The 16,489-nt window shown below is 68.3% G+C and carries 20 protein-coding genes, 1 tRNA gene and 1 other RNA gene; 9 read left to right on the top strand and 13 right to left on the bottom strand.

Annotated features, from left to right (window positions below):
• Positions 1 to 66: 66 nt before the first annotated feature.
• Positions 67 to 1,233 (top strand): tyrosine-type recombinase/integrase, encoded by a 1,167-nt coding sequence (locus WYM_RS05655; RefSeq protein WP_019179860.1) that lies wholly within the window; start codon positions 67 to 69, stop codon positions 1,231 to 1,233.
• 231 nt (positions 1,234 to 1,464) lie between these two features.
• Here WYM_RS05655 and ssrA read toward each other — a convergent pair.
• Positions 1,465 to 1,835: a transfer-messenger RNA gene (gene ssrA, locus WYM_RS21390) on the bottom strand.
• A 176-nt stretch (positions 1,836 to 2,011) separates the two neighbouring features.
• Between ssrA and WYM_RS05650 the strand changes: the two genes are divergently transcribed.
• Positions 2,012 to 2,686 (top strand): SIMPL domain-containing protein, encoded by a 675-nt coding sequence (locus WYM_RS05650; RefSeq protein ID WP_019179859.1) that lies wholly within the window; start codon positions 2,012 to 2,014, stop codon positions 2,684 to 2,686.
• A 34-nt stretch (positions 2,687 to 2,720) separates the two neighbouring features.
• Here the strand turns inward: WYM_RS05650 and smpB are convergent, their stop codons facing one another.
• From smpB to prfB, 4 genes are all read right to left on the bottom strand, one after another.
• Positions 2,721 to 3,197, bottom strand: a complete 477-nt coding sequence (smpB, locus tag WYM_RS05645; RefSeq protein WP_019179858.1) for an SsrA-binding protein SmpB — start codon at positions 3,195 to 3,197, stop codon at positions 2,721 to 2,723.
• A 78-nt stretch (positions 3,198 to 3,275) separates the two neighbouring features.
• Complete coding sequence (gene ftsX, locus WYM_RS05640) at positions 3,276 to 4,190, bottom strand: permease-like cell division protein FtsX (RefSeq protein ID WP_019179857.1); 915 nt, start codon at positions 4,188 to 4,190, stop codon at positions 3,276 to 3,278.
• Positions 4,187 to 5,353 carry a cell division ATP-binding protein FtsE gene (ftsE, locus tag WYM_RS05635; protein WP_019179856.1) on the bottom strand — a complete coding sequence of 389 codons (1,167 nt, stop codon included), beginning with the start codon at positions 5,351 to 5,353 and terminating at the stop codon, positions 4,187 to 4,189. Before ftsE ends, ftsX begins: the two co-directional genes overlap by 4 nt.
• 78 nt (positions 5,354 to 5,431) lie before the next feature.
• Positions 5,432 to 6,541 carry a peptide chain release factor 2 gene (gene prfB / locus WYM_RS05630; protein WP_019179855.1) on the bottom strand — a complete coding sequence of 370 codons (1,110 nt, stop codon included), beginning with the start codon at positions 6,539 to 6,541 and terminating at the stop codon, positions 5,432 to 5,434.
• A gap of 83 nt (positions 6,542 to 6,624) precedes the next feature.
• On the opposite strand from prfB, the gene WYM_RS05625 reads away from it, so the two are divergent.
• Entirely contained in the window at positions 6,625 to 7,869 is a 1,245-nt protein-coding gene (locus WYM_RS05625) for an MFS transporter (RefSeq protein ID WP_192813718.1), read from the top strand.
• Between the two features lie 193 nt (positions 7,870 to 8,062).
• Positions 8,063 to 8,299, top strand: coding sequence for a hypothetical protein (locus WYM_RS05620; RefSeq protein WP_019179853.1), 237 nt, complete (start codon positions 8,063 to 8,065; stop codon positions 8,297 to 8,299).
• Positions 8,300 to 8,317: 18 nt separating this feature from the next.
• On the opposite strand, the gene WYM_RS05615 is transcribed toward WYM_RS05620, so the two are convergent.
• Genes WYM_RS05615 through WYM_RS19350 form a run of 4 tightly spaced genes read right to left on the bottom strand, consistent with a single transcriptional unit; the run spans position 8,318 to position 9,841 of the window.
• Entirely contained in the window at positions 8,318 to 8,758 is a 441-nt protein-coding gene (locus WYM_RS05615; protein ID WP_237739318.1) for a pilus assembly protein TadG-related protein, read from the bottom strand.
• A complete protein-coding gene (locus WYM_RS05610) occupies positions 8,755 to 9,231 on the bottom strand; it encodes a TadE/TadG family type IV pilus assembly protein (RefSeq protein WP_019179851.1) in 477 nt (158 codons plus the stop codon). The genes WYM_RS05615 and WYM_RS05610 overlap by 4 nt, the downstream gene beginning before the upstream one ends.
• Positions 9,206 to 9,640: a TadE/TadG family type IV pilus assembly protein gene (locus WYM_RS05605; protein ID WP_019179850.1), complete on the bottom strand. Its 435-nt coding sequence runs from the start codon at positions 9,638 to 9,640 to the stop codon at positions 9,206 to 9,208. The genes WYM_RS05610 and WYM_RS05605 overlap by 26 nt, the downstream gene beginning before the upstream one ends.
• A gap of 3 nt (positions 9,641 to 9,643) precedes the next feature.
• Positions 9,644 to 9,841, bottom strand: coding sequence for a hypothetical protein (locus WYM_RS19350; RefSeq protein WP_040569101.1), 198 nt, complete (start codon positions 9,839 to 9,841; stop codon positions 9,644 to 9,646).
• Positions 9,842 to 10,015: 174 nt separating this feature from the next.
• Here WYM_RS19350 and WYM_RS05590 point away from each other — a divergent pair, with 174 nt between their 5' ends.
• Positions 10,016 to 10,378, top strand: coding sequence for a hypothetical protein (locus WYM_RS05590; RefSeq protein ID WP_157524910.1), 363 nt, complete (start codon positions 10,016 to 10,018; stop codon positions 10,376 to 10,378).
• A gap of 10 nt (positions 10,379 to 10,388) precedes the next feature.
• Here the strand turns inward: WYM_RS05590 and WYM_RS05585 are convergent, their stop codons facing one another.
• The 3 genes from WYM_RS05585 to WYM_RS05575 are packed head-to-tail and all read right to left on the bottom strand — an operon-like array spanning position 10,389 to position 13,254.
• Positions 10,389 to 11,252, bottom strand: a complete 864-nt coding sequence (locus WYM_RS05585) for a type II secretion system F family protein (RefSeq protein WP_019179846.1) — start codon at positions 11,250 to 11,252, stop codon at positions 10,389 to 10,391.
• On the bottom strand, positions 11,252 to 12,109 hold the full coding sequence (locus WYM_RS05580; protein ID WP_019179845.1) for a type II secretion system F family protein: 858 nt from the start codon (positions 12,107 to 12,109) through the stop codon (positions 11,252 to 11,254). Before WYM_RS05580 ends, WYM_RS05585 begins: the two co-directional genes overlap by 1 nt.
• A complete protein-coding gene (locus WYM_RS05575) occupies positions 12,106 to 13,254 on the bottom strand; it encodes a CpaF family protein (protein ID WP_026059581.1) in 1,149 nt (382 codons plus the stop codon). The genes WYM_RS05580 and WYM_RS05575 overlap by 4 nt, the downstream gene beginning before the upstream one ends.
• A 150-nt stretch (positions 13,255 to 13,404) precedes the next feature.
• On the opposite strand from WYM_RS05575, the gene WYM_RS21385 reads away from it, so the two are divergent.
• The 4 genes from WYM_RS21385 to WYM_RS05555 all read left to right on the top strand — a co-directional run bounded on the left by WYM_RS21385 (position 13,405) and on the right by WYM_RS05555 (position 15,491).
• Complete coding sequence (locus tag WYM_RS21385; protein WP_192813715.1) at positions 13,405 to 14,112, top strand: DUF1345 domain-containing protein; 708 nt, start codon at positions 13,405 to 13,407, stop codon at positions 14,110 to 14,112.
• 151 nt (positions 14,113 to 14,263) lie between these two features.
• Entirely contained in the window at positions 14,264 to 14,491 is a 228-nt protein-coding gene (locus tag WYM_RS05565) for a PLDc N-terminal domain-containing protein (protein WP_019179842.1), read from the top strand.
• 81 nt (positions 14,492 to 14,572) lie between these two features.
• Positions 14,573 to 14,654 (top strand) — tRNA-Leu (locus WYM_RS05560).
• 57 nt (positions 14,655 to 14,711) lie between these two features.
• Positions 14,712 to 15,491 (top strand): DedA family protein, encoded by a 780-nt coding sequence (locus WYM_RS05555; protein ID WP_026059579.1) that lies wholly within the window; start codon positions 14,712 to 14,714, stop codon positions 15,489 to 15,491.
• Positions 15,492 to 15,498: 7 nt separating this feature from the next.
• On the opposite strand, the gene WYM_RS05550 is transcribed toward WYM_RS05555, so the two are convergent.
• Positions 15,499 to 16,434, bottom strand: coding sequence for a Ku protein (locus WYM_RS05550; RefSeq protein WP_019179841.1), 936 nt, complete (start codon positions 16,432 to 16,434; stop codon positions 15,499 to 15,501).
• Between the last annotated feature and the right edge of the window lie 55 nt (positions 16,435 to 16,489).

The following is a 16,489-nucleotide window of genomic DNA, read 5'->3' as shown; positions in this document are numbered from 1 at the left end:
ACCGGGTTCGCTCAACCGCCCCGCCGCGACCGACGCCTCAGGGCTACCCTGGCCCCGAGGTGACCCATGGGAAGCATTACGGCGTACGAGATTGAGGCGGGACGGCGCTACCGTGTCCGCTGGCGCAACGACCAGCAGAAGCAGGTCGAGAAGAAGGGCTTCCGCACCAAGAAGGATGCGGAGCTTTATCTCGCGCATAGCGAGGTGTCCCGTTCGAACGGCTCCTACACAGATCCCGGCGAGGCGCGCATCACGGTCGGCGCGCTCGGCGTCGAATGGCTCCGCAACAAGGAGCACGCGCTCAAGCCTTCATCGTTCAGTTCGCTGAAGACGTCGTGGAGGGTCTATGTCCTCCCACGCTGGGGCGACGTCCGCATCGGCGACATCCGCGCCTCGCACGTAGAGCAGTGGATCCGGGAGCTCTCCGAGGGAACGGCTACGACGAAGCGCACGAAGAGTGAGAAGGCCGGCGCCAGCCCACGTTCTGCGAGTGTCGTCTACCGTGCGCTAGGAGTGCTCGCGGGCATCCTGGACACCGCCGTACGCGATGGCCGCATCCCGCGCAACGTCGCCCGCGGAGCTCAGAACCTGCCTCCGAAGCAGTCGCAGAAGCCGCGGCGATACCTGACTCATGCCGAGGTGGTCCGCCTTGCCGAGTCGACGAACAACGACACCCACAAGACCCTCATCCTCCTGCTCTCATACTGCGGACTCCGGTGGAGCGAGGCGATCGGCATGCATGTCAGCGACATCATTTTCCCGAGACATCGGATCCAGGTGCGGCGCGCCGCCGTCGAGGTGGAAGGCAAGATCGTGCTCGGCACACCGAAGAATTGGGAACGCCGGCTCGTCCCATTCCCCGCGTTCCTCGAGGGGCCGCTCAAGCAGCTGTGCCGCGGCAAGCGGGCCGATGACCTCGTCTTCACCGACCTCGAGGGCAAGCACCTGCGTCGGGCCAAGACCCAGTACGGCGTGAACTCCTGGTTCACGACGGCGCTCGATCTCGCCGACATCGAGCGGCTGACACCGCACGACCTGCGTCACACAGCCGCGAGCCTTGCGATCTCGTCAGGGGCGAACGTCAAGGCGGTGCAACGGATGCTGGGGCACAAGTCCGCTGCGATGACCCTCGACACGTATGCCGATCTCTTCGATGACGACCTTGCCGACGTCGCGGAGCGGATGAATCAGGGCGGGTTGAACGCCGATGTAGGCCGTCTCTGGGCGAGCTAGTTCCCGGTCGTCTCGCTGCGCTCGCTCGACGAACGACTCGAGCTCGCTCGCGCGGGCAAGCAGGAAATCGACAGCTAGCGGCTTTCGGACACGCTTTCCGACCTATATGAGCCAAAGGTTTGTGGGCGATTTGTGGGCGATCTAGTTTCGAGACGTCTGGCGACCAACGAACAATGGCCCCAAGTTCCGCGTAAATACGCGGCTCTCAGGGCCTTGTTCTGTGACAGCGGGTGGTGGAGATGGGGGGAATCGAACCCCCGTCCATCGCTGGGAAACTGCGGTTTCTCCGGGCGCAGTCTGTGCATGCGTTCTGCTCGGCTCCGACCTTTGTCACAGACACCTAAGTCGACAAGCCCAGCCTGAGAAGAGTCCCGCGCGACGCTCAGGCGACGTCGCGCAGCAAGATTCCTAGATGACGCCAGGGACCGTGACGGAATCACTCACGGACTGACGGACTCGGGCTCGCTACTTACGCAGCGAGGGCGAAGTCAGACTGCTTCTTTTCGGCAGTTATAGGTTTGCAGGGGGCGTTCACGAGATAACCCTGCATCCTCGGCCCGCTTCACGCAGATTTACAGGCGATGTCGAAACCGATCATCCCCGTGATCCTCGAAAGAGGAGTTCCTTCTTGCGAAGGGCCGCTGTCACACTGTGGAGTTGTCAATCACGGGCGGTCGGGCCAGCCGAACCATCCGAGCACATCAGAATACAACGGATGCCGCTCCCCCGCCATTCCCGCGACGTCCACGCACCACGGCATCCGCGTAGAGTCGGCGTCATGAGCGACGTCGTCATCACCGTCCGAGGCGAGCACGAGATCCGCATCGCCCCCGAGCGCGCGGTCGCGCACCTCACGATCCGCGCCGAAGGCCCGGAACGCGGCGCGGTCGTCGAGCGGATGTCGGCACTCACCGAGCCGGTGCGCGACGATCTCGCGGCGCGGAAGTCCGCAGGGACGGTCACCGACTGGACCAGTCAGCGCGTCTCGGTATGGTCGGAGCGTCCCTGGAACAACGAGGGTCGGCGGCTCAATCCCGTGCACTACGCCACGGTCGACTTCTCGGTGACGTTCACCGACTTCGCCGTGCTGTCGTGGTGGGCCGGCGACGTCGCCGAGCGAGACGGCGTGCAGCTCGGGTGGATCGAGTGGAAACTCACTCCCGAGACTCGCGCGCAGACCGAGCGCGACGTCGCGACTCAGGCCGTCGGTGTCGCGGTCGCACGCGCCACTGCCTATGCGGGTGCCATCGGGCTCGCCGACGTCACGGCGCTCGAGATCGCCGACCTCGGGCTTCTCGCGCGACATGACCGGCCGGAGTCAGGTCCGGCGCCGCGCGCTCTGATGGCGAAGGCATCGTTCGCCGCCGATACCGGCTCCGGACCCTCGGTCCAGCTGCAGCCCGAAGACATCGTCGTCTCGTCCGCGGTCGAAGCCCGATTCGTCGCCCGCTGAGTCGCGGCGCCCCGGAACCAGCGCCTCCGCTCCGTTAGTCGCCCAGGCGGTTGCGGGAGCGCATGGCGCGCTCCGCCTCGCGCTTGTCTTCGCGCTCGCGGATCGTCTGGCGCTTCTCGAACTCGCGCTTGCCCTTCGCCACGGCGATCTCCACCTTCGCGCGGCCGTCCGAGAAGTAGAGCTTCAGCGGCACCAGCGTGTATCCGCCTGCGGCGACGGCGTGCGACAGTTTGACGATCTCATCCTTGTGCAGCAGCAGCTTGCGCGTCCGCTTGGCGGAGTGGTTGGTCCAATGCCCCTGGGAGTACTCGGGGATATGAACCGCGTCGAGGAACGCCTCGCCGCCGTCGATGTAGGCGTAGCCGTCACTGAGGTTGGCGCGCCCCTCGCGAAGCGACTTCACCTCGGTCCCCGTGAGCACCAGACCGGCTTCGTACGTCTTCTCGATGGCGTACTCGTGGCGGGCGCGACGATTGGTCGCGACGACCTTCTCACCGCGTTCCTTCGGCATGGCGGGCTCCCTTTTCCGTCCCTGTGCGATGCCGGCGGGCGCACGGCAGCCTGTCAGTCTACCCCCGAGCGGAGCCGGTCACGCGCGCAGCCAGCGCCGGATCGCGAATCCGGCCGACAGCGCCGCCAGCAGCACTCCCACCAGGATGAGCACCGGCACCACCAGCCAGGCCTCACCCATGCCCACCCAGGTCGTCACGAACTCGACCCGGGTGCGCAAGTACTGGTTCACCCCGAAGTGCACGCCTGCGACGATCGCTGCGCTCGCGAGCAGCGATCCTATGAGCGCCGCGAAGACGCCCTCGAGGATGAACGGCGTCTGTATGAAGCGATTGGAGGCGCCGACCAGGCGCATGATGCCGAGCTCCCTTCGCCGCGCATAAGCCGAGAGCCGGATCGTCGTGGCGATCAGAAGGACGGCGGCGATGAGCATCAGCGCCGCGATGCCGACGGCGATATAGGTCGCGATGGTGAGCGCCGAGAAGAGAGGCTCCAGATACTGCAGCTGATCCTGCACCTCTTCGACGCCCTGTGTTCCGGTGAAGGCCTCGATGATGACGTCGGATTGCCGCTGATCGACGAGGTTGATCCAGAACGTCTGGTTCATCTGATCTGGGGTGATGACGCTGGCGTAGTCGTCGCCGAGCAGTTCGACGACGTTCTCGTACGCCTCCTCGCTGCTCTCGAACCGCAGATCGCGGATGAGGGGCGAGAGCGCCTGCCCCTCGAGCTGGGCGCGGACGGCGTCGACCTGCTCCTGCGTCGCCACGCCGTTGGCGCATGTCGGAGACTGCGAGATCGAGGTGCACATGTAGACCGCCACCTGAGCACGGTCGACCCAGAAGTCGCGCATCGTGCCGATCTGCATCTGCATGAGGATCGCGGCGCCGACGAACGTCAGCGAGACGAACGTCACGAGGACGACCGACACCACCATCGACACATTGCGCCGCAGGCCGGTGAGGGCTTCCGACAGGATCAGTCCGAGCCTCATGAGGTCGGCCCCACTTCGTCGTCAGGGTCGGACTCGCCCAGCCCGAGCCGGTCTGCGAGACCGAGTTCGGCCACATCGATCTCGGCCAGATCGAGGACCGGGATGGGCTGCGTGTGCGACGGTGGCGGCGGAGGTGGAGCGGATGCCTCTGTTCGCGGCGGTTCCGTGGGGCGCGGTTCTGCGGGGGCCGTGGCGGCGAGAGCAGCGGACGGCGGTACGGCAGATCGTTCGACGGCCGGCGCCGGCGATCCGGCGCGCTGCGGAACGGTGGGCGAGGACGGCTGGTCGGCGGCCCGGTGCGCGCTGGCCGAGTGTGCCGCGGCATCCGTCGTGTCTTCGTCGTCGGAGGCGACGAGCGTCGGGTCCAGACCGGCGGCTGCGGCGATCGCGGCCTCGCGCTGCACTTCGAGCACCGCTGTCAGCGCGGCCACGGCGGCTGCGCCGCGTTCCGGCTCGGGCGCGAGGCTCGGCAGGCCCGACGTGTCTCCGTAGCCGCCGTGACGCTCATCGCGGACCATCTCACCGAAGCTCAGCTCGATCACGCGGCGCTGCATCTGGTCGACGAAGCCCGCCTCGTGGGTGGCCATCACGACGGTGGTGCCTCCCGCATTGATGCGCGCGAGAAGCTGCATGATGTCGACGGATGTCGCGGGGTCGAGGTTTCCGGTCGGCTCGTCGGCGAGCAGCACCTGGGGGCGGTTCGCGAGGGCGCGGGCGATGGCGACGCGCTGCTGCTCGCCGCCCGACAGCTCGTGCGGGAACCGCTTCTCTTTGCCGGCGAGGCCCACCAGGGCGAGCACTTCGGGCACCGCCTGCTGGATGAAGGCCCGGGACGACCCGATGACCTGCAGCGTGAAGGCGACGTTCTGGAACACCGTCTTCGTCGGCAGCAGCCGGAAGTCCTGGAACACGGACCCGACGTGGCGACGGAAGTACGGCACCTTGCGGTTCGACAGCGATCGCAGATCGCGCCCGAGCACGACCACGCGCCCGTCGCTCGGCGTCTCCTCCCGCAGGATCAGTCGCAGACACGACGACTTGCCCGACCCGGACGCACCGACCAGGAAGACGAACTCCCCGCGCTGCACCTCGAAGTCGACGTTGCTCAGGGCGGGCTTCGCAGTGCCGCGAAAGCGCTTCGTGACGTTCTCGAACCGGATCATGGCCTAACGAGCCTATGCGGCCGCCCCGCCGCGGTGCCCAGCGACACCCGCCCTTCGCCAAAGCTCAGGGCGCGCGTCTCAGTCGTCGTCCTTGCGCTTGCGCCAGCGGATTCCGGCTGCGATCAAGCCGTCGAGATCGCCGTCGAACACGACCGCCGGGTTGCCCACCTCGTATCCGGTGCGCAGATCCTTCACGAGCTGCTGGCCGTAGAGGAAGTACGAGCGCATCTGGTCGCCCCAGCTCGCGGTGATGACGCCGGCGAGCTCTTTCTTCTTCGCCGCCTCTTCCTCCTTTTTGAGCAGGAGGAGGCGGGTCTGGAGCACCCTCATGGCCGCGGCGCGGTTCTGGATCTGCGACTTCTCGTTCTGCATCGACACGACGATGCCGGTCGGGATGTGCGTGAGGCGCACGGCGGAATCCGTCGTGTTGACGGACTGACCGCCGGGGCCGGACGAGCGGAAGACGTCGACGCGGATGTCGCCCTCGGGAATGTCGACCTCGACGGCCTCCTCCATCACCGGGATGACCTCGACGGCAGCGAAGCTGGTCTGGCGCTTGTCGGCCGAACCGAACGGGCTGATCCGTGCGAGGCGATGCGTGCCCGCCTCGACAGAGAGGGTGCCGTAGGCGTAGGGCGTGTCGATCTCGAACGTGGCCGACTTGATGCCCGCTCCCTCGGCGTACGAGGTGTCCATGACCTTCACGGGGTACTTGTGGCGCTCGGCCCAGCGCAGGTACATGCGCAGCAGCATCTCGGCGAAGTCGGTGGCGTCGTCTCCGCCGGCGCCCGAGCGGATCGTGACGACCGCCGCCCGCTCGTCGTATTCGCCGTCCAGGAGGGTCTGCACCTCGAGCTGTCCGATGATGTCTTCGAGTTCGGCGATCTCGTGGCGCGCCTCTTCGGCCGAATCCTCGTCGTCCATCTCGTTCGCGAGCTCGACCAGCACGTCCAGGTCGTCGAGGCGACGCTCGACGTCGGTGATGCGCTTCAGCTCGGACTGACGGTGGCTCAGGGCACTGGTGACCTTCTGGGCCTTGTCGACGTCATCCCAGAGATCGGGAGCGCCGGCCTCTTCGCTCAGACGGGCGATCTCGGCGGTGAGTGCGTCGACGTCGACCACGGACTTGATGTCGGAGAACGTGGAGCGCAGCGCCTGGATGTCGGCGGAAGGATCGAAGTCGAGCATGACAGTCCAGACTAACGTGGTTGAACGTGACGGACCGCCCCGACTCCCCCACAGCGCGTGACGTGCTGTGGCGGTTCGGGCCCATGGTCTACGGCCCGACCGTGCTCTTCGCCCTCGGCGAGGGCGCCGTCCTTCCGGTCATCCCCGTGATCGCGGCCGACCTCGGCGCGGATGTCGCCGTCGCCGCCCTGGTGGCCTCGGCGCTGGTGGTCGGTCAGCTCTGCGGAAACATCCCCGCCGGCTGGGCCGTCGCCCGCATCGGCGAGCGCCTCACGATGGTCATCGCCGGCGTCGTCGCACTCGCCGGTGTCGTGGGAATGGCGCTCGCACCGTCACTGGGCCTGTTCGCCGTCGCGGTGTTCCTCATCGGATTCTGTGCGGCGGCATTCGGGCTCGCCCGCCACTCCTTCATGACGACACGCGTGCCGCTGGCCTTCCGCGCTCGAGCGCTGTCGCTCCTGGGCGGCACCTTTCGCCTCGGCATGTTCATCGGACCCTTCGTCGCCGCCGGACTTCTGAGCCTGTTCGGCGACGAGCACGCCACGATCTGGTTCTTCGGCGGATGCCTCGTGGCGACCGTCCTTCTGGTGCTCTTGGGCCCCGACCCCGAGCGTCAGTTCGTCGGGCCGCCCTCGACGCGCGAATCGCCCGTGAACTACACCGAAGACACCGGCGAGCCCGTCACAGGCTCGATCCCGCTGGCCGCGAATGACCGTGGCGGAGCGGGCGCCGGGGTGTTCCGCACGATGTGGCGCCACCGCCGCGTGCTGTCGCGGCTCGGCCTCGCCGCGGCATCCCTCTCGGCCGTCCGCTCGGCCCGGCAGGTCGTCCTGCCGCTGTGGGGCGTCTCGATCGGCCTCGACGGGCAGACCATCGCCCTCGTCGTCGGCATCTCGGGGGCGATCGACTTCGCCCTCTTCTACGCGAGCGGCCAGGTGATGGACCGGTTCGGGCGCCTGTGGGCGGCGCTGCCCGCGATGCTCCTCATGGGTGTCGGATTCATCGCCCTGTCGTTCACGCACGACGGAGACCAGGCGGCGATGTGGTTCGCCATGTTCGCTGCCGTGCTCGGCGTGGGCAACGGGCTCTCGAGCGGCATCCTGCTCACCCTCGGCGCAGATGTCGCTCCCCGGGCCGACCCCGCTGCCTTCCTCGGCTCGTGGCGCACGCTGACGGATGCCGGCGGCGCGGTCGCCCCGCTGCTCGTGTCGGGGATCACCGCTCTGGCCTCGCTCGCCGTCGCGACGGGGATCATGGGTGTGGTCGGCCTCGTGGGAGCCCTCGCCTTCGTGCGGTGGGTGCCGCGGTTCGTGCCGCCAGCACGCTGATCCGCCGCGCTCGAGTCCCAGCCGCGGCGCAGAGGTGCGTGACGGCCCCTGCCTGCGCGGTACCGTCGTCGGCATGGAGGACTCGACCGCCGCAGCCGCCCCCGGGGTGGTCCAGTTCTGCCGCAGTCGCAATGCCGGCCGTCGCTGTACGCGTCCCCTCGGCCACCCAGGGCTTCATCGTCATCGAACGATCATGTGGTCCGATGCCGGCTCTGACGCACCGCGCTGCCTCGGCTCGGATACGGCCGGCGTCCCCGCCGAGCCTCTGCCCGACGGGTATCCGGACGGTCGGGCGCTGTGCGAGCGCTGTCTGCGGTTCATCGCGCTCGATGAAGAGCATCGGCTCGTCGAGCACGACACGACAGACCCGGCGGAAACGGATGCCGAGCGCGCCCGACGCCGTGAGTGGTTCAACATCCACGGCTGGTAGCCCGTCGGCTCCTGCCCATCAGCGCAGCGCAGTCCGACTGGTCGCCGTCGCCGCGAGCGCGACGCCGTCCGGCACGAACAGCGTCACCACGGGTGGATGCCATGCCCCCGCAACGGTGACACGCGCCGACACGCCGTCCGGCGTGTCCGCGGCCACGAGCATCGCGTCCCCGCCGATCTCGTCGATCATGAGCTGCGCCTGGTCGCGTACGTCGGTATCGCTGAGCGTGGCGACCGGTTCACCGGCGACCACCGTCAGCTCGAAGCCGTCCGCGGCGGCGAGAGCCGCGGCATCCGCCAGGGCGTCCAGACGCTTCTGCGCGAGGTACAGGCTCGTCGCCGCCACACAGATGAGGATCGCCACGATCGCGAGTACGGCGTAGCCGAGCGTCAGGACCATGACACTGCCGTCGTCGTCGGACCCGAAGGCCGGCGCCCTGTCGCCTCGCGCCCGCATCATGAGGTTCCCCAGAAGCGGGACACCTTGTGCGCGGCGGTGGCCTCGATGGGGATCGAGGCCATCCGCTCGAGGCCGAGCACGGGCGGGACGAGTGGCAGTGCGACCGCCGCACGGACGGTCACCATGAGCGTCGCGCCGGGCGCCGGGCATGCGGAGCCCGCGGGCCGGCAGTCGATGTCGATGTCGACGCCGTCCAGTCCGTACTGGTCGATGACCGAGGCGAGGACTCGGTCGGCTCGCTCGCTCGCCTCAGCCGAGTTCCCCGCCGTGGAGATGGCGCGGGCGACATGCCGCGCGCCCGCTTCAGCGCCGAGCGTCTGATGCTGGATCGCGCCCAGGGCGACGACCAGGTAGACCAGCGGCACGAGCATGAGCAGTCCGACGAGGATGAACTCCAGGGCAGCCGACCCGCGCTCGTCATCCGCGGACTTCTCCTCGCACCCCGTGTCAGTCGAGCGACTCGACGGGCGCATGCGCCGTCACCTCCATCGTCCTCGGGGATCCGAGCAATCCGATGAGCGGGAGCGCCGCCGATACGCGCACTTCGACGGACGGGTGGCCGAGCGCCGTCGTCTCTCGTACCGAGACGTCCGCGGAGTACTGTGCGCCGACGGTGCGCGTGACGATGTCGCGGGTCCGGCGTGCGCCCTCGTCGAGCGACGTGTCGGCCAGAGCCGCGTGATACGCGCCTTCCACCGCCGCATCATGCACGACGTTGCGCACATAGACGGCGAGCCCGAGCTGCAGCACGGCCAGGGTCAGCACCGTCAGGAGTGTGCCGACGAGGACGAACTCGACGGGACTCGACCCGTCTTCTCCCTCGTGCGCAGCAGCGAGCCGGGCACGCAGGCCCTTCGCGCGCCGAACACGAGTGTCACCCACGGTTCAGAGGCCGGAGACGCGCTCGATGGCCTGCTCGAAGAGACCTGCCAGGGCAGGCCCCGCGACAGCCCAGATCAGAACGACGAGACCCGCGGTCATCAGCGTGATCAGCACCCATCCGGGGACGTCACCGCGCTCGTCCTCGTCGAGGTCCTGCAACACGGTGCGCACTCTGTCGACTGCATCATGGATCAGCGTCATCTTCATCTCTCTCTTTCGGACCGTGCGGTCATCCGATGCCCAGCCGAAGCATGAAGATCCCCGGAAACACCGCGAACAGCACGCTCAGCGGCAGGATCAGGAAGACCAACGGTCCGGGCATGTCGACTTCACCCTTGTGAGGTGCACAATGTGCCGTTCTGCAAACATGTCATCATGTCCAGCACAGCCAAGCTCGCCACCGCCCTCGCCGCGCTCGTCCTCGCCGCGACCGCGGTCGCCGGGTGCACCGTTGCGACCGCACCGCAGACGGCTGATCCGACACCAAAGCCAACAGTGAGCGCTACACCGACCCCGACCTACCTGACCGAGTTGCCGGAGTGGGCCCGCGAGAACAGCAGGTGGCTCATCTACCCGGACGGCTTCGAGTGCTACGGCACTGAGGGGTGCGCGAACGACTACCGCGCATTCTTCGGCGAGCCAGGCCCGGTCCTGCCGGAAGGCGTGGAGTACTACGAGCCAGCCAGGCACGACTGCGTCGTCGTTCAACCTGCGAGTGTGGACTGCACTGCCGGCTGAAGAAGTGTGTTTACCCAATACTGCGAGGGATCAGCATGTAGATCTCTTTGCGCCCGGCTCGCTCGATGAGCCCGCGCTTGGCGTCTTCGCGGGCATCGAGCGCCTGCGCGTGCAGTACCTGCGCGAGCGGGGCCCCGCGATCGATCGCAGCGACCAGCTGGTCGACCGAACGGCTCACTGAGGCGATGTCGAGCCGTCCCGCAAGCCGGCCGAGCGAGTCCGACAGCGTCGAGCCGGTCCCGACGGCGACCACGACGCCGCGCAGCTCGGCCGTGAGCTCTCCGGCGCCCACCTCGCTCACCCGCCGCAGCGAATCGAGGATCCCTTCTCCCGCCGACAGGCACAGCGCGAGGAACTCGAGCACCGTCGGCAGCTCTTCCTCGATCCGCGCGACGCGCGCCCGGGCTGCCTGTGTGAGCCAGGCATCGCACGCGAGCGCGCCGCCGATCGCTGCCAGCGGAGGGAGCAGACCGAGAGCCGGTGAGCCGCGACCCAGGAGCACCAGGGCCACGACCACGGCGCCGCCGAGAGCGAGCCCGGCCACCGCCCAGCCGAGCTGTCGACCGCGGAAGCGCGGGGCATCCATCGTCCACCCCGCCTGCTGCAGGCGCCGTCGGACGGCCTCGTCTCCGCCGATCGCACGTGCGAAGCGCGCCTGCACGGCGGCCCAGGCGAGGGAGGGGTCGTAGCCGCTTCCAGATGGCGACACGTCCAGACCGCGCGGGTCGGTCACGTCCCGGATGTACGGCGCGATCCGGCGCGCGAGGCTCGGCGCACCCCATCGCGGCGCGAGCGAGACCAGCAGGCAGACCCCGACTCCGAGCGCCGTACCCAGCACGACGGCGTAGGCGAGGTCTCCGGTCGTGAGCGTCATCATCCGAACCACCGCCGCGGCTCGGGCAGCCTGCCCAGGCGGATCATGACGCGGAACGCCATGAACGACACGGCCGCTCCCCCGAGAATGAGGACGATCCCCTCAGGACTGCCATACGCACGCGCGCCCTCGGGACGAAACGCGAGAAGCGCCAGGATCACCCACGGTGCGGAGACGCCGAGCACGGCCGCGCCGCGGATCCACGACTGACGCGACTCGACCTCGGAGCGCAGCGAGGCATCGGCGCGCACGGAGGTCGCCAGAGCCCGCAGCACAGCGGTCAGCTCCGTTCCTCCGACCTGGCGCGCCATCCGGAGCGTCTCGACGATCCGATCGGCGACGGGGTCGGCGAGATACGCCTTCAGCCGCTGCGCGCTGGAGTCGAAGTGGCCCGAGGCGGAGACATCACGTGCGAAGGCGGCGAATGCGGGACGCAGTTCGACGGGCGCGGAGTCCGAAAGGCTTGCGACCGCATCCGGGAGCGACATGCCGGCGCGCACCGAGGCGATCAGCAGGTCGCACACGTCGGGCCACAGCGCGCGCCGGCTGCGCAGCAGGCGGGAGCGGCGCGCCCGCAGCCACGCGAACGGAGCGATCGCACCGGCGGCCGCCGCCACGAGGCTGAGCGCTGCCACCTGCGTGACGAGCCAGGCCGTCGCGGCGGCGACGGCTGCCGTGCACCCGGCGACCACCAGGATCGAGGTCGGCGACACCCGCGGCAGCCCGGAGTCCTCGAGAAGACGGGCGAGCCGGCCGGGTCGTCCTGCGACGGCGCGCCGCTGCCCTGCCGGCCAGAGCCATGGCGAGATCACCAGCAGGACGCCCGCGGCGAGCACCGCTCCCCAGACGAACGTCATGCCCCACCCGCCCGGTACAGCGAGCGCGCGGTGATCACGCCGTCCTCGACTCCCGTCGGGGTGACGATCTCGACCACCCGGCGTGCGCCGGACGCGTCGCGCTCGCAGTGCGCCACCAGATCGACCGATGCCGCGACCGCCGGGAGCACGAAGGCGGAGTCGATGTTGCGTCCGGCCAGCAGCGGCAGCGCCGCGAGCTTGCGCAGCGCCCCGCGCGCCGAGTTGGCGTGGATCGTTGCGGCGCCAGGCACGCCGGTGTTGAGCGCGAGAAGGAGATCGAGCGCCTCCGCGTCGCGGACCTCGCCCACGACGAGACGGTCGGGTCGCATTCGCAGCGCCTCTTTCACGAGGCGTCGGAGACTCACTTCGCCGGTGCCCTCGAGACTCGGCTGTCGTCCCTGAAGCGAGACGATGTCGGGGGCCGCGACGGCGAGTTCGAACGTCTCCTCGACGGTGACGATGCGGTGCTGAGGCGGGCAGGCGGCGATCAGAGCACCCAGCAGTGTGGTCTTGCCCGCGTGCGTGGCACCCGACACGAGCACCGACTGGCCCTGCGCCATTGCCTCTCGAAGAATCTGGGCTGCGTGCGGGTCCAGGGAGCCTGCTTCGACGAGCCGGTGCAGATCCCGATACGCCGGAAGGAACTTCCTGATGTTCACCGCCCAGTGGCGCCGCGTGATGTCGGGGATGACGACGTGCAGCCGCGAGCCGTCCGGCAGCGACGCGTCGACGAACGGCTGGCTGAGGTCGACGCGGCGCCCACTGGACTGCAGCATCCGCTCGACCAGGTCGCGCACGGCGGTGTCGGTCAGCACGAGCGGTGCGCGCTCCGGGACACCGCCTCGAGCCACGAAGACGCGATCGGGGGCGTTGATCCACAGTTCTTCGACGGTCGGATCGTCGAGGTACGTCTGCAGTGGGCCGAACCCCGCCACGACGGCCAGCACCTCGCGCACGCACGCCGACTCGTCGTCGACCGTGGCAAGGCCCCGAGCGAGGGCGAAGTCGTTGTGACGCCGCACTTCGGCGCGCGCGATCTGCGCGGCGAAGTCCGGGTCGCGCGCCGGGTCGGCGCGCTCGGCTCGCAGCCGATCGCGGACGCGCTCGGCCACAAGGGTCGAGACGGGCGGCGGCGCGAGGGTCACCGAAGCATCCTCGCAAGTCGGCGCCGCGGCATCCGCAAGTTATCCACAGGTGCCATCGCGCGAAGCATGAAGTCCGGTGCGAGACCTTCGACCGGATCAGCGCGTGAAGCCGGTGAAGTCGACGGATGGCGCTGTGCCAGCATGAGGGGCATGGCGATCCGATATGTGAGCGATCTGTCGAGGGCGAACTGGAGCTCGGCAGTCGCCGGGATCGTCGGCGTCGCGGTCGTCGTCGGGATCCTCTACCTTCGTCCCGACTTCCCTTACCAGAATCTCGCCACAGTGCTCGCGGCGTTCTACCTCGTCGTATGGCCGATGTTCGTGACCATCTATCTCGTGTGGACGCACATCGTCTACGTGAGTCAAGGGCCGCGACGGCTGGATGCGGCCGCCCGACGAGAGGCGCGATCGCTCCGTCGCTGGTGGATCCGCCTCTTCGGCTACGGGGGCGCACAGAGCTGGGCGCTGACGGGCGCATTCGTCGCTGTCGGACTCACCATCGTCATCGCACAGGACCCGGCGTTCCGCGAAGACCTGATTTTCGTCGTGCTCGGCCTGCTCACGGTGGCCGCCTCCTGGGCGCTGCTGGTCTACTCCTTTGCCCTCGAATACCTCCGTCTGGCGCTTGGCAGCGACGAGGAGCGGCACATCACGTTGAGCATCCAGGACGAGCCTCGCTTCACCGACTTCCTGACCCTCGCGATCCTGCTTTCCACCATGGCCGCGACGGTGTCGGCGACGATCGAGTCACGGCGTGCATGGACTCTTGTGCGCGTCAATGTCCTTTTCGCCTTCACCTTCAACTCCGTGATCGTCGCGATGATGGTGTCCCTCCTGTTCGGCGGGCTACTGTCCTGAAGCTCGTCGGGTGGTCGACCGATCGGCGACGGTCGGCTGCGACGTCCTCCATGTCGAGGCCGGTTTGCCCGCCGACGAAGAATCCTCTCCGCAGGTGCGATCCCGGGCCGTCGGCGGCAGGATGGACGTGGGGAGCGAAAGGAGCATGACGATGGACGAAAAGACGATGGATCAGATCAAGACGCGGATCTCTCCCGGTGCGCGGGCGGGCCTCGGCATTGCGGGGCTCGTGCAGGTGGCCTTCGCCTTCCTGGCCTTCTGGGACCTGGCAAGCCGCGACGCCCGCGAAGTGCGCGGTCCGAAGGCGGCGTGGATCCCGGCGATCCTCGTGAACTGGATCGGGCCCGCGAGCTACTTCCTCTTCGGCATCAAGCGCTAGTCCGCGAGCCGCGTCAAGCGCCACATCCGGGGGCCATCCCCACCGTCCCGCCCGGGTCACCTCAGTAGACTGAACCCACTCGCGGGAGTGGTGGAATTGGCAGACACGCAGGATTTAGGTTCCTGTGCCTCCGGGCGTGTGGGTTCAAGTCCCACCTTCCGCACGCGGACGTTCGCAGACTTCGCCGACCGCCGACACCTCGACCGACGGGAATCCCACCGTGCACGCAGTCCCTACCGCCCTGATCCCCTGGCTCGACCCGGCCGCGATCATCGCATGGGCAGGTCCCTGGGCGCTCGTCGTCGTGTGCTTCATCGTCTTCGCCGAGACCGGACTGCTCGTCGGCTTCCTGCTGCCCGGTGACACGCTCCTGGTCATCGCCGGCCTGCTCTCGCACTCGACCGACGCGGCGCCCAACGGAGTCTTCGGAATCAGCGTGTGGTGGGTGGCGCTCCTGATCGGTCTCGCCGCGTTCGTAGGAGGGGAGGTCGGGTATCTCATCGGCCACAAGGCCGGCCCCGCCGTCTTCGAGCGCAAGGAGAGCGGCCTGTTCAGCGTCAAGAACGTCGAGCGCACCAATGCCTTCTTCGAGCGCTTCGGCGGCCTGACGATCATCCTCGCCCGCTTCGTGCCGATCGTCCGCACCTTCGCGCCGGTCGCGGCGGGCGTCGGCCACATGCACAAGGGCAAGTACACGCTGTACAACCTCATCGGCGCCGTGCTGTGGGGTTTCGGCCTCACGATGTTCGGCTACGCGATCGGATTCATCCCGTTCGTGCGCGACCTGGTCACCGAGTACATCGACGTCATCCTGCTGATCGCCGTCGGCGGCACCGCCCTCATCACGCTGTGGCATTACCTCCGCGAGCGCAGCAAGGCCAAGAAGGCCGCTGCTGCGGGCGAGGACGTCGTCACCGACGAGGCCGAGGCCGAGGCGCTCGTGCTCGACCCCGAGGTCTTCGAGCGTGGCCCCGAGACCGGCGAGACGCCGCGAGCCTGAGACCGCGTCAGGAGGCCTTCTTCTTCGCGGCGGGCTTCTTCTCCGCCGTCTTCTTTGCCGCCGGCTTCTTGGCTCCGGAACCGGAAGCCTTGGCGTCCGACCTCGCGGCGCCGGCATCCTTCTTTCCGGAATCCTTCGAGTCCGATCCGCCGCGCGCCGCGCGCGACTTCTCGACGCTCGCCCGCAGGGCCGCCATGAGGTCGATGACCTCACCGCCGGTCTCTTCCTCGTCGTGGTCGCCGAAGGTCTCGGCCGTGTCGACGGCGTCGCCCTTCTCGAGCTTGGCCTCGATGAGCGTCCGCAGCTCGGCCTGGTACTCGTCGGTGAACTCCTCCGGGTCGAAGTCGCTCGCGAAGCTCTCGACGAGGGATGCCGACAGCTCGAGCTCCTTCGCCGAGATGCGCACCGATTCATCCAGCGCGGGGAACGCCGCCTCGCGCACCTCATCGGCCCACAGAAGGGTCTGCAGCACCAGGACGTCGCCGCGGACCCGCAATGCGGCCAGGCGCGTCTTCTGCCGCAGCGAGAACCGCACGATCGCCGTGCGGTCGGTCTGCTCCAGGGTCTTGCGCAGCAGCACGTACGCCTTGGGCGACGCGGAGTCGGGCTCGAGGTAGTACGCGCGGTCGAGCGTCAGCAGGTCGACCTGCTCGCTCGGCACGAACTCCACGACGTCGATCTCACGGCTCTTCTCAGAGGGCAGCGAGGCGAGGTCGTCCTTGGTGAGCACGACCGTCTTGTCGCCGTCGTCGTACGCCTTGTCGATGTCGGAGTAGGGCACGACCTCGCCGTCTATTTCGCAGACCCGCTGGTAGCGGATGCGTCCGCCGTCCTTGTTGTGCACCTGGTGCAGCGAGACGTCGTGGTCCTCGGTCGCGGAATACACCTTGACCGGCACGTTCACGAGCCCGAACGTCAGCGCACCTTTCCAGATCGCCCTCATCACACCAGTACACCGTGTTTGAGCGCCCAAGGCCAGCGGCGGCACCACTCCCGGC

This window comes from Microbacterium yannicii PS01 (genome assembly GCF_000304335.1).
In the GTDB taxonomy this organism is placed as follows: Bacteria; Actinomycetota; Actinomycetes; order Actinomycetales; family Microbacteriaceae; genus Microbacterium; species Microbacterium yannicii_A.
This window is presented reverse-complemented; position numbering and strand designations above follow the sequence as displayed.

Coding starts and splice junctions, on each gene's coding strand:
- WYM_RS05580 (WP_019179845.1), bottom strand. CDS start 12,109: ATGACGTTCGTCTGGGGAGCGGTGCTCGCCGCGGGCGTCCTGCTGGTG.
- WYM_RS19350 (WP_040569101.1), bottom strand. CDS start 9,841: ATGACGCTGATCCATGATGCAGTCGACAGAGTGCGCACCGTGTTGCAG.
- WYM_RS05590 (WP_157524910.1), top strand. CDS start 10,016: ATGTCCAGCACAGCCAAGCTCGCCACCGCCCTCGCCGCGCTCGTCCTC.
- smpB (WP_019179858.1), bottom strand. CDS start 3,197: ATGCCGAAGGAACGCGGTGAGAAGGTCGTCGCGACCAATCGTCGCGCC.
- ftsE (WP_019179856.1), bottom strand. CDS start 5,353: ATGATCCGGTTCGAGAACGTCACGAAGCGCTTTCGCGGCACTGCGAAG.
- WYM_RS05655 (WP_019179860.1), top strand. CDS start 67: ATGGGAAGCATTACGGCGTACGAGATTGAGGCGGGACGGCGCTACCGT.
- WYM_RS05615 (WP_237739318.1), bottom strand. CDS start 8,758: ATGATGCGGGCGCGAGGCGACAGGGCGCCGGCCTTCGGGTCCGACGAC.
- WYM_RS05625 (WP_192813718.1), top strand. CDS start 6,625: ATGGTCTACGGCCCGACCGTGCTCTTCGCCCTCGGCGAGGGCGCCGTC.
- prfB (WP_019179855.1), bottom strand. CDS start 6,541: ATGCTCGACTTCGATCCTTCCGCCGACATCCAGGCGCTGCGCTCCACG.
- WYM_RS05620 (WP_019179853.1), top strand. CDS start 8,063: ATGTGGTCCGATGCCGGCTCTGACGCACCGCGCTGCCTCGGCTCGGAT.
- WYM_RS05565 (WP_019179842.1), top strand. CDS start 14,264: ATGGACGAAAAGACGATGGATCAGATCAAGACGCGGATCTCTCCCGGT.
- WYM_RS05550 (WP_019179841.1), bottom strand. CDS start 16,434: ATGAGGGCGATCTGGAAAGGTGCGCTGACGTTCGGGCTCGTGAACGTG.
- WYM_RS05585 (WP_019179846.1), bottom strand. CDS start 11,252: ATGACGCTCACGACCGGAGACCTCGCCTACGCCGTCGTGCTGGGTACG.
- WYM_RS05610 (WP_019179851.1), bottom strand. CDS start 9,231: ATGCGCCCGTCGAGTCGCTCGACTGACACGGGGTGCGAGGAGAAGTCC.
- WYM_RS05650 (WP_019179859.1), top strand. CDS start 2,012: ATGAGCGACGTCGTCATCACCGTCCGAGGCGAGCACGAGATCCGCATC.
- WYM_RS21385 (WP_192813715.1), top strand. CDS start 13,405: ATGGCGATCCGATATGTGAGCGATCTGTCGAGGGCGAACTGGAGCTCG.
- ftsX (WP_019179857.1), bottom strand. CDS start 4,190: ATGAGGCTCGGACTGATCCTGTCGGAAGCCCTCACCGGCCTGCGGCGC.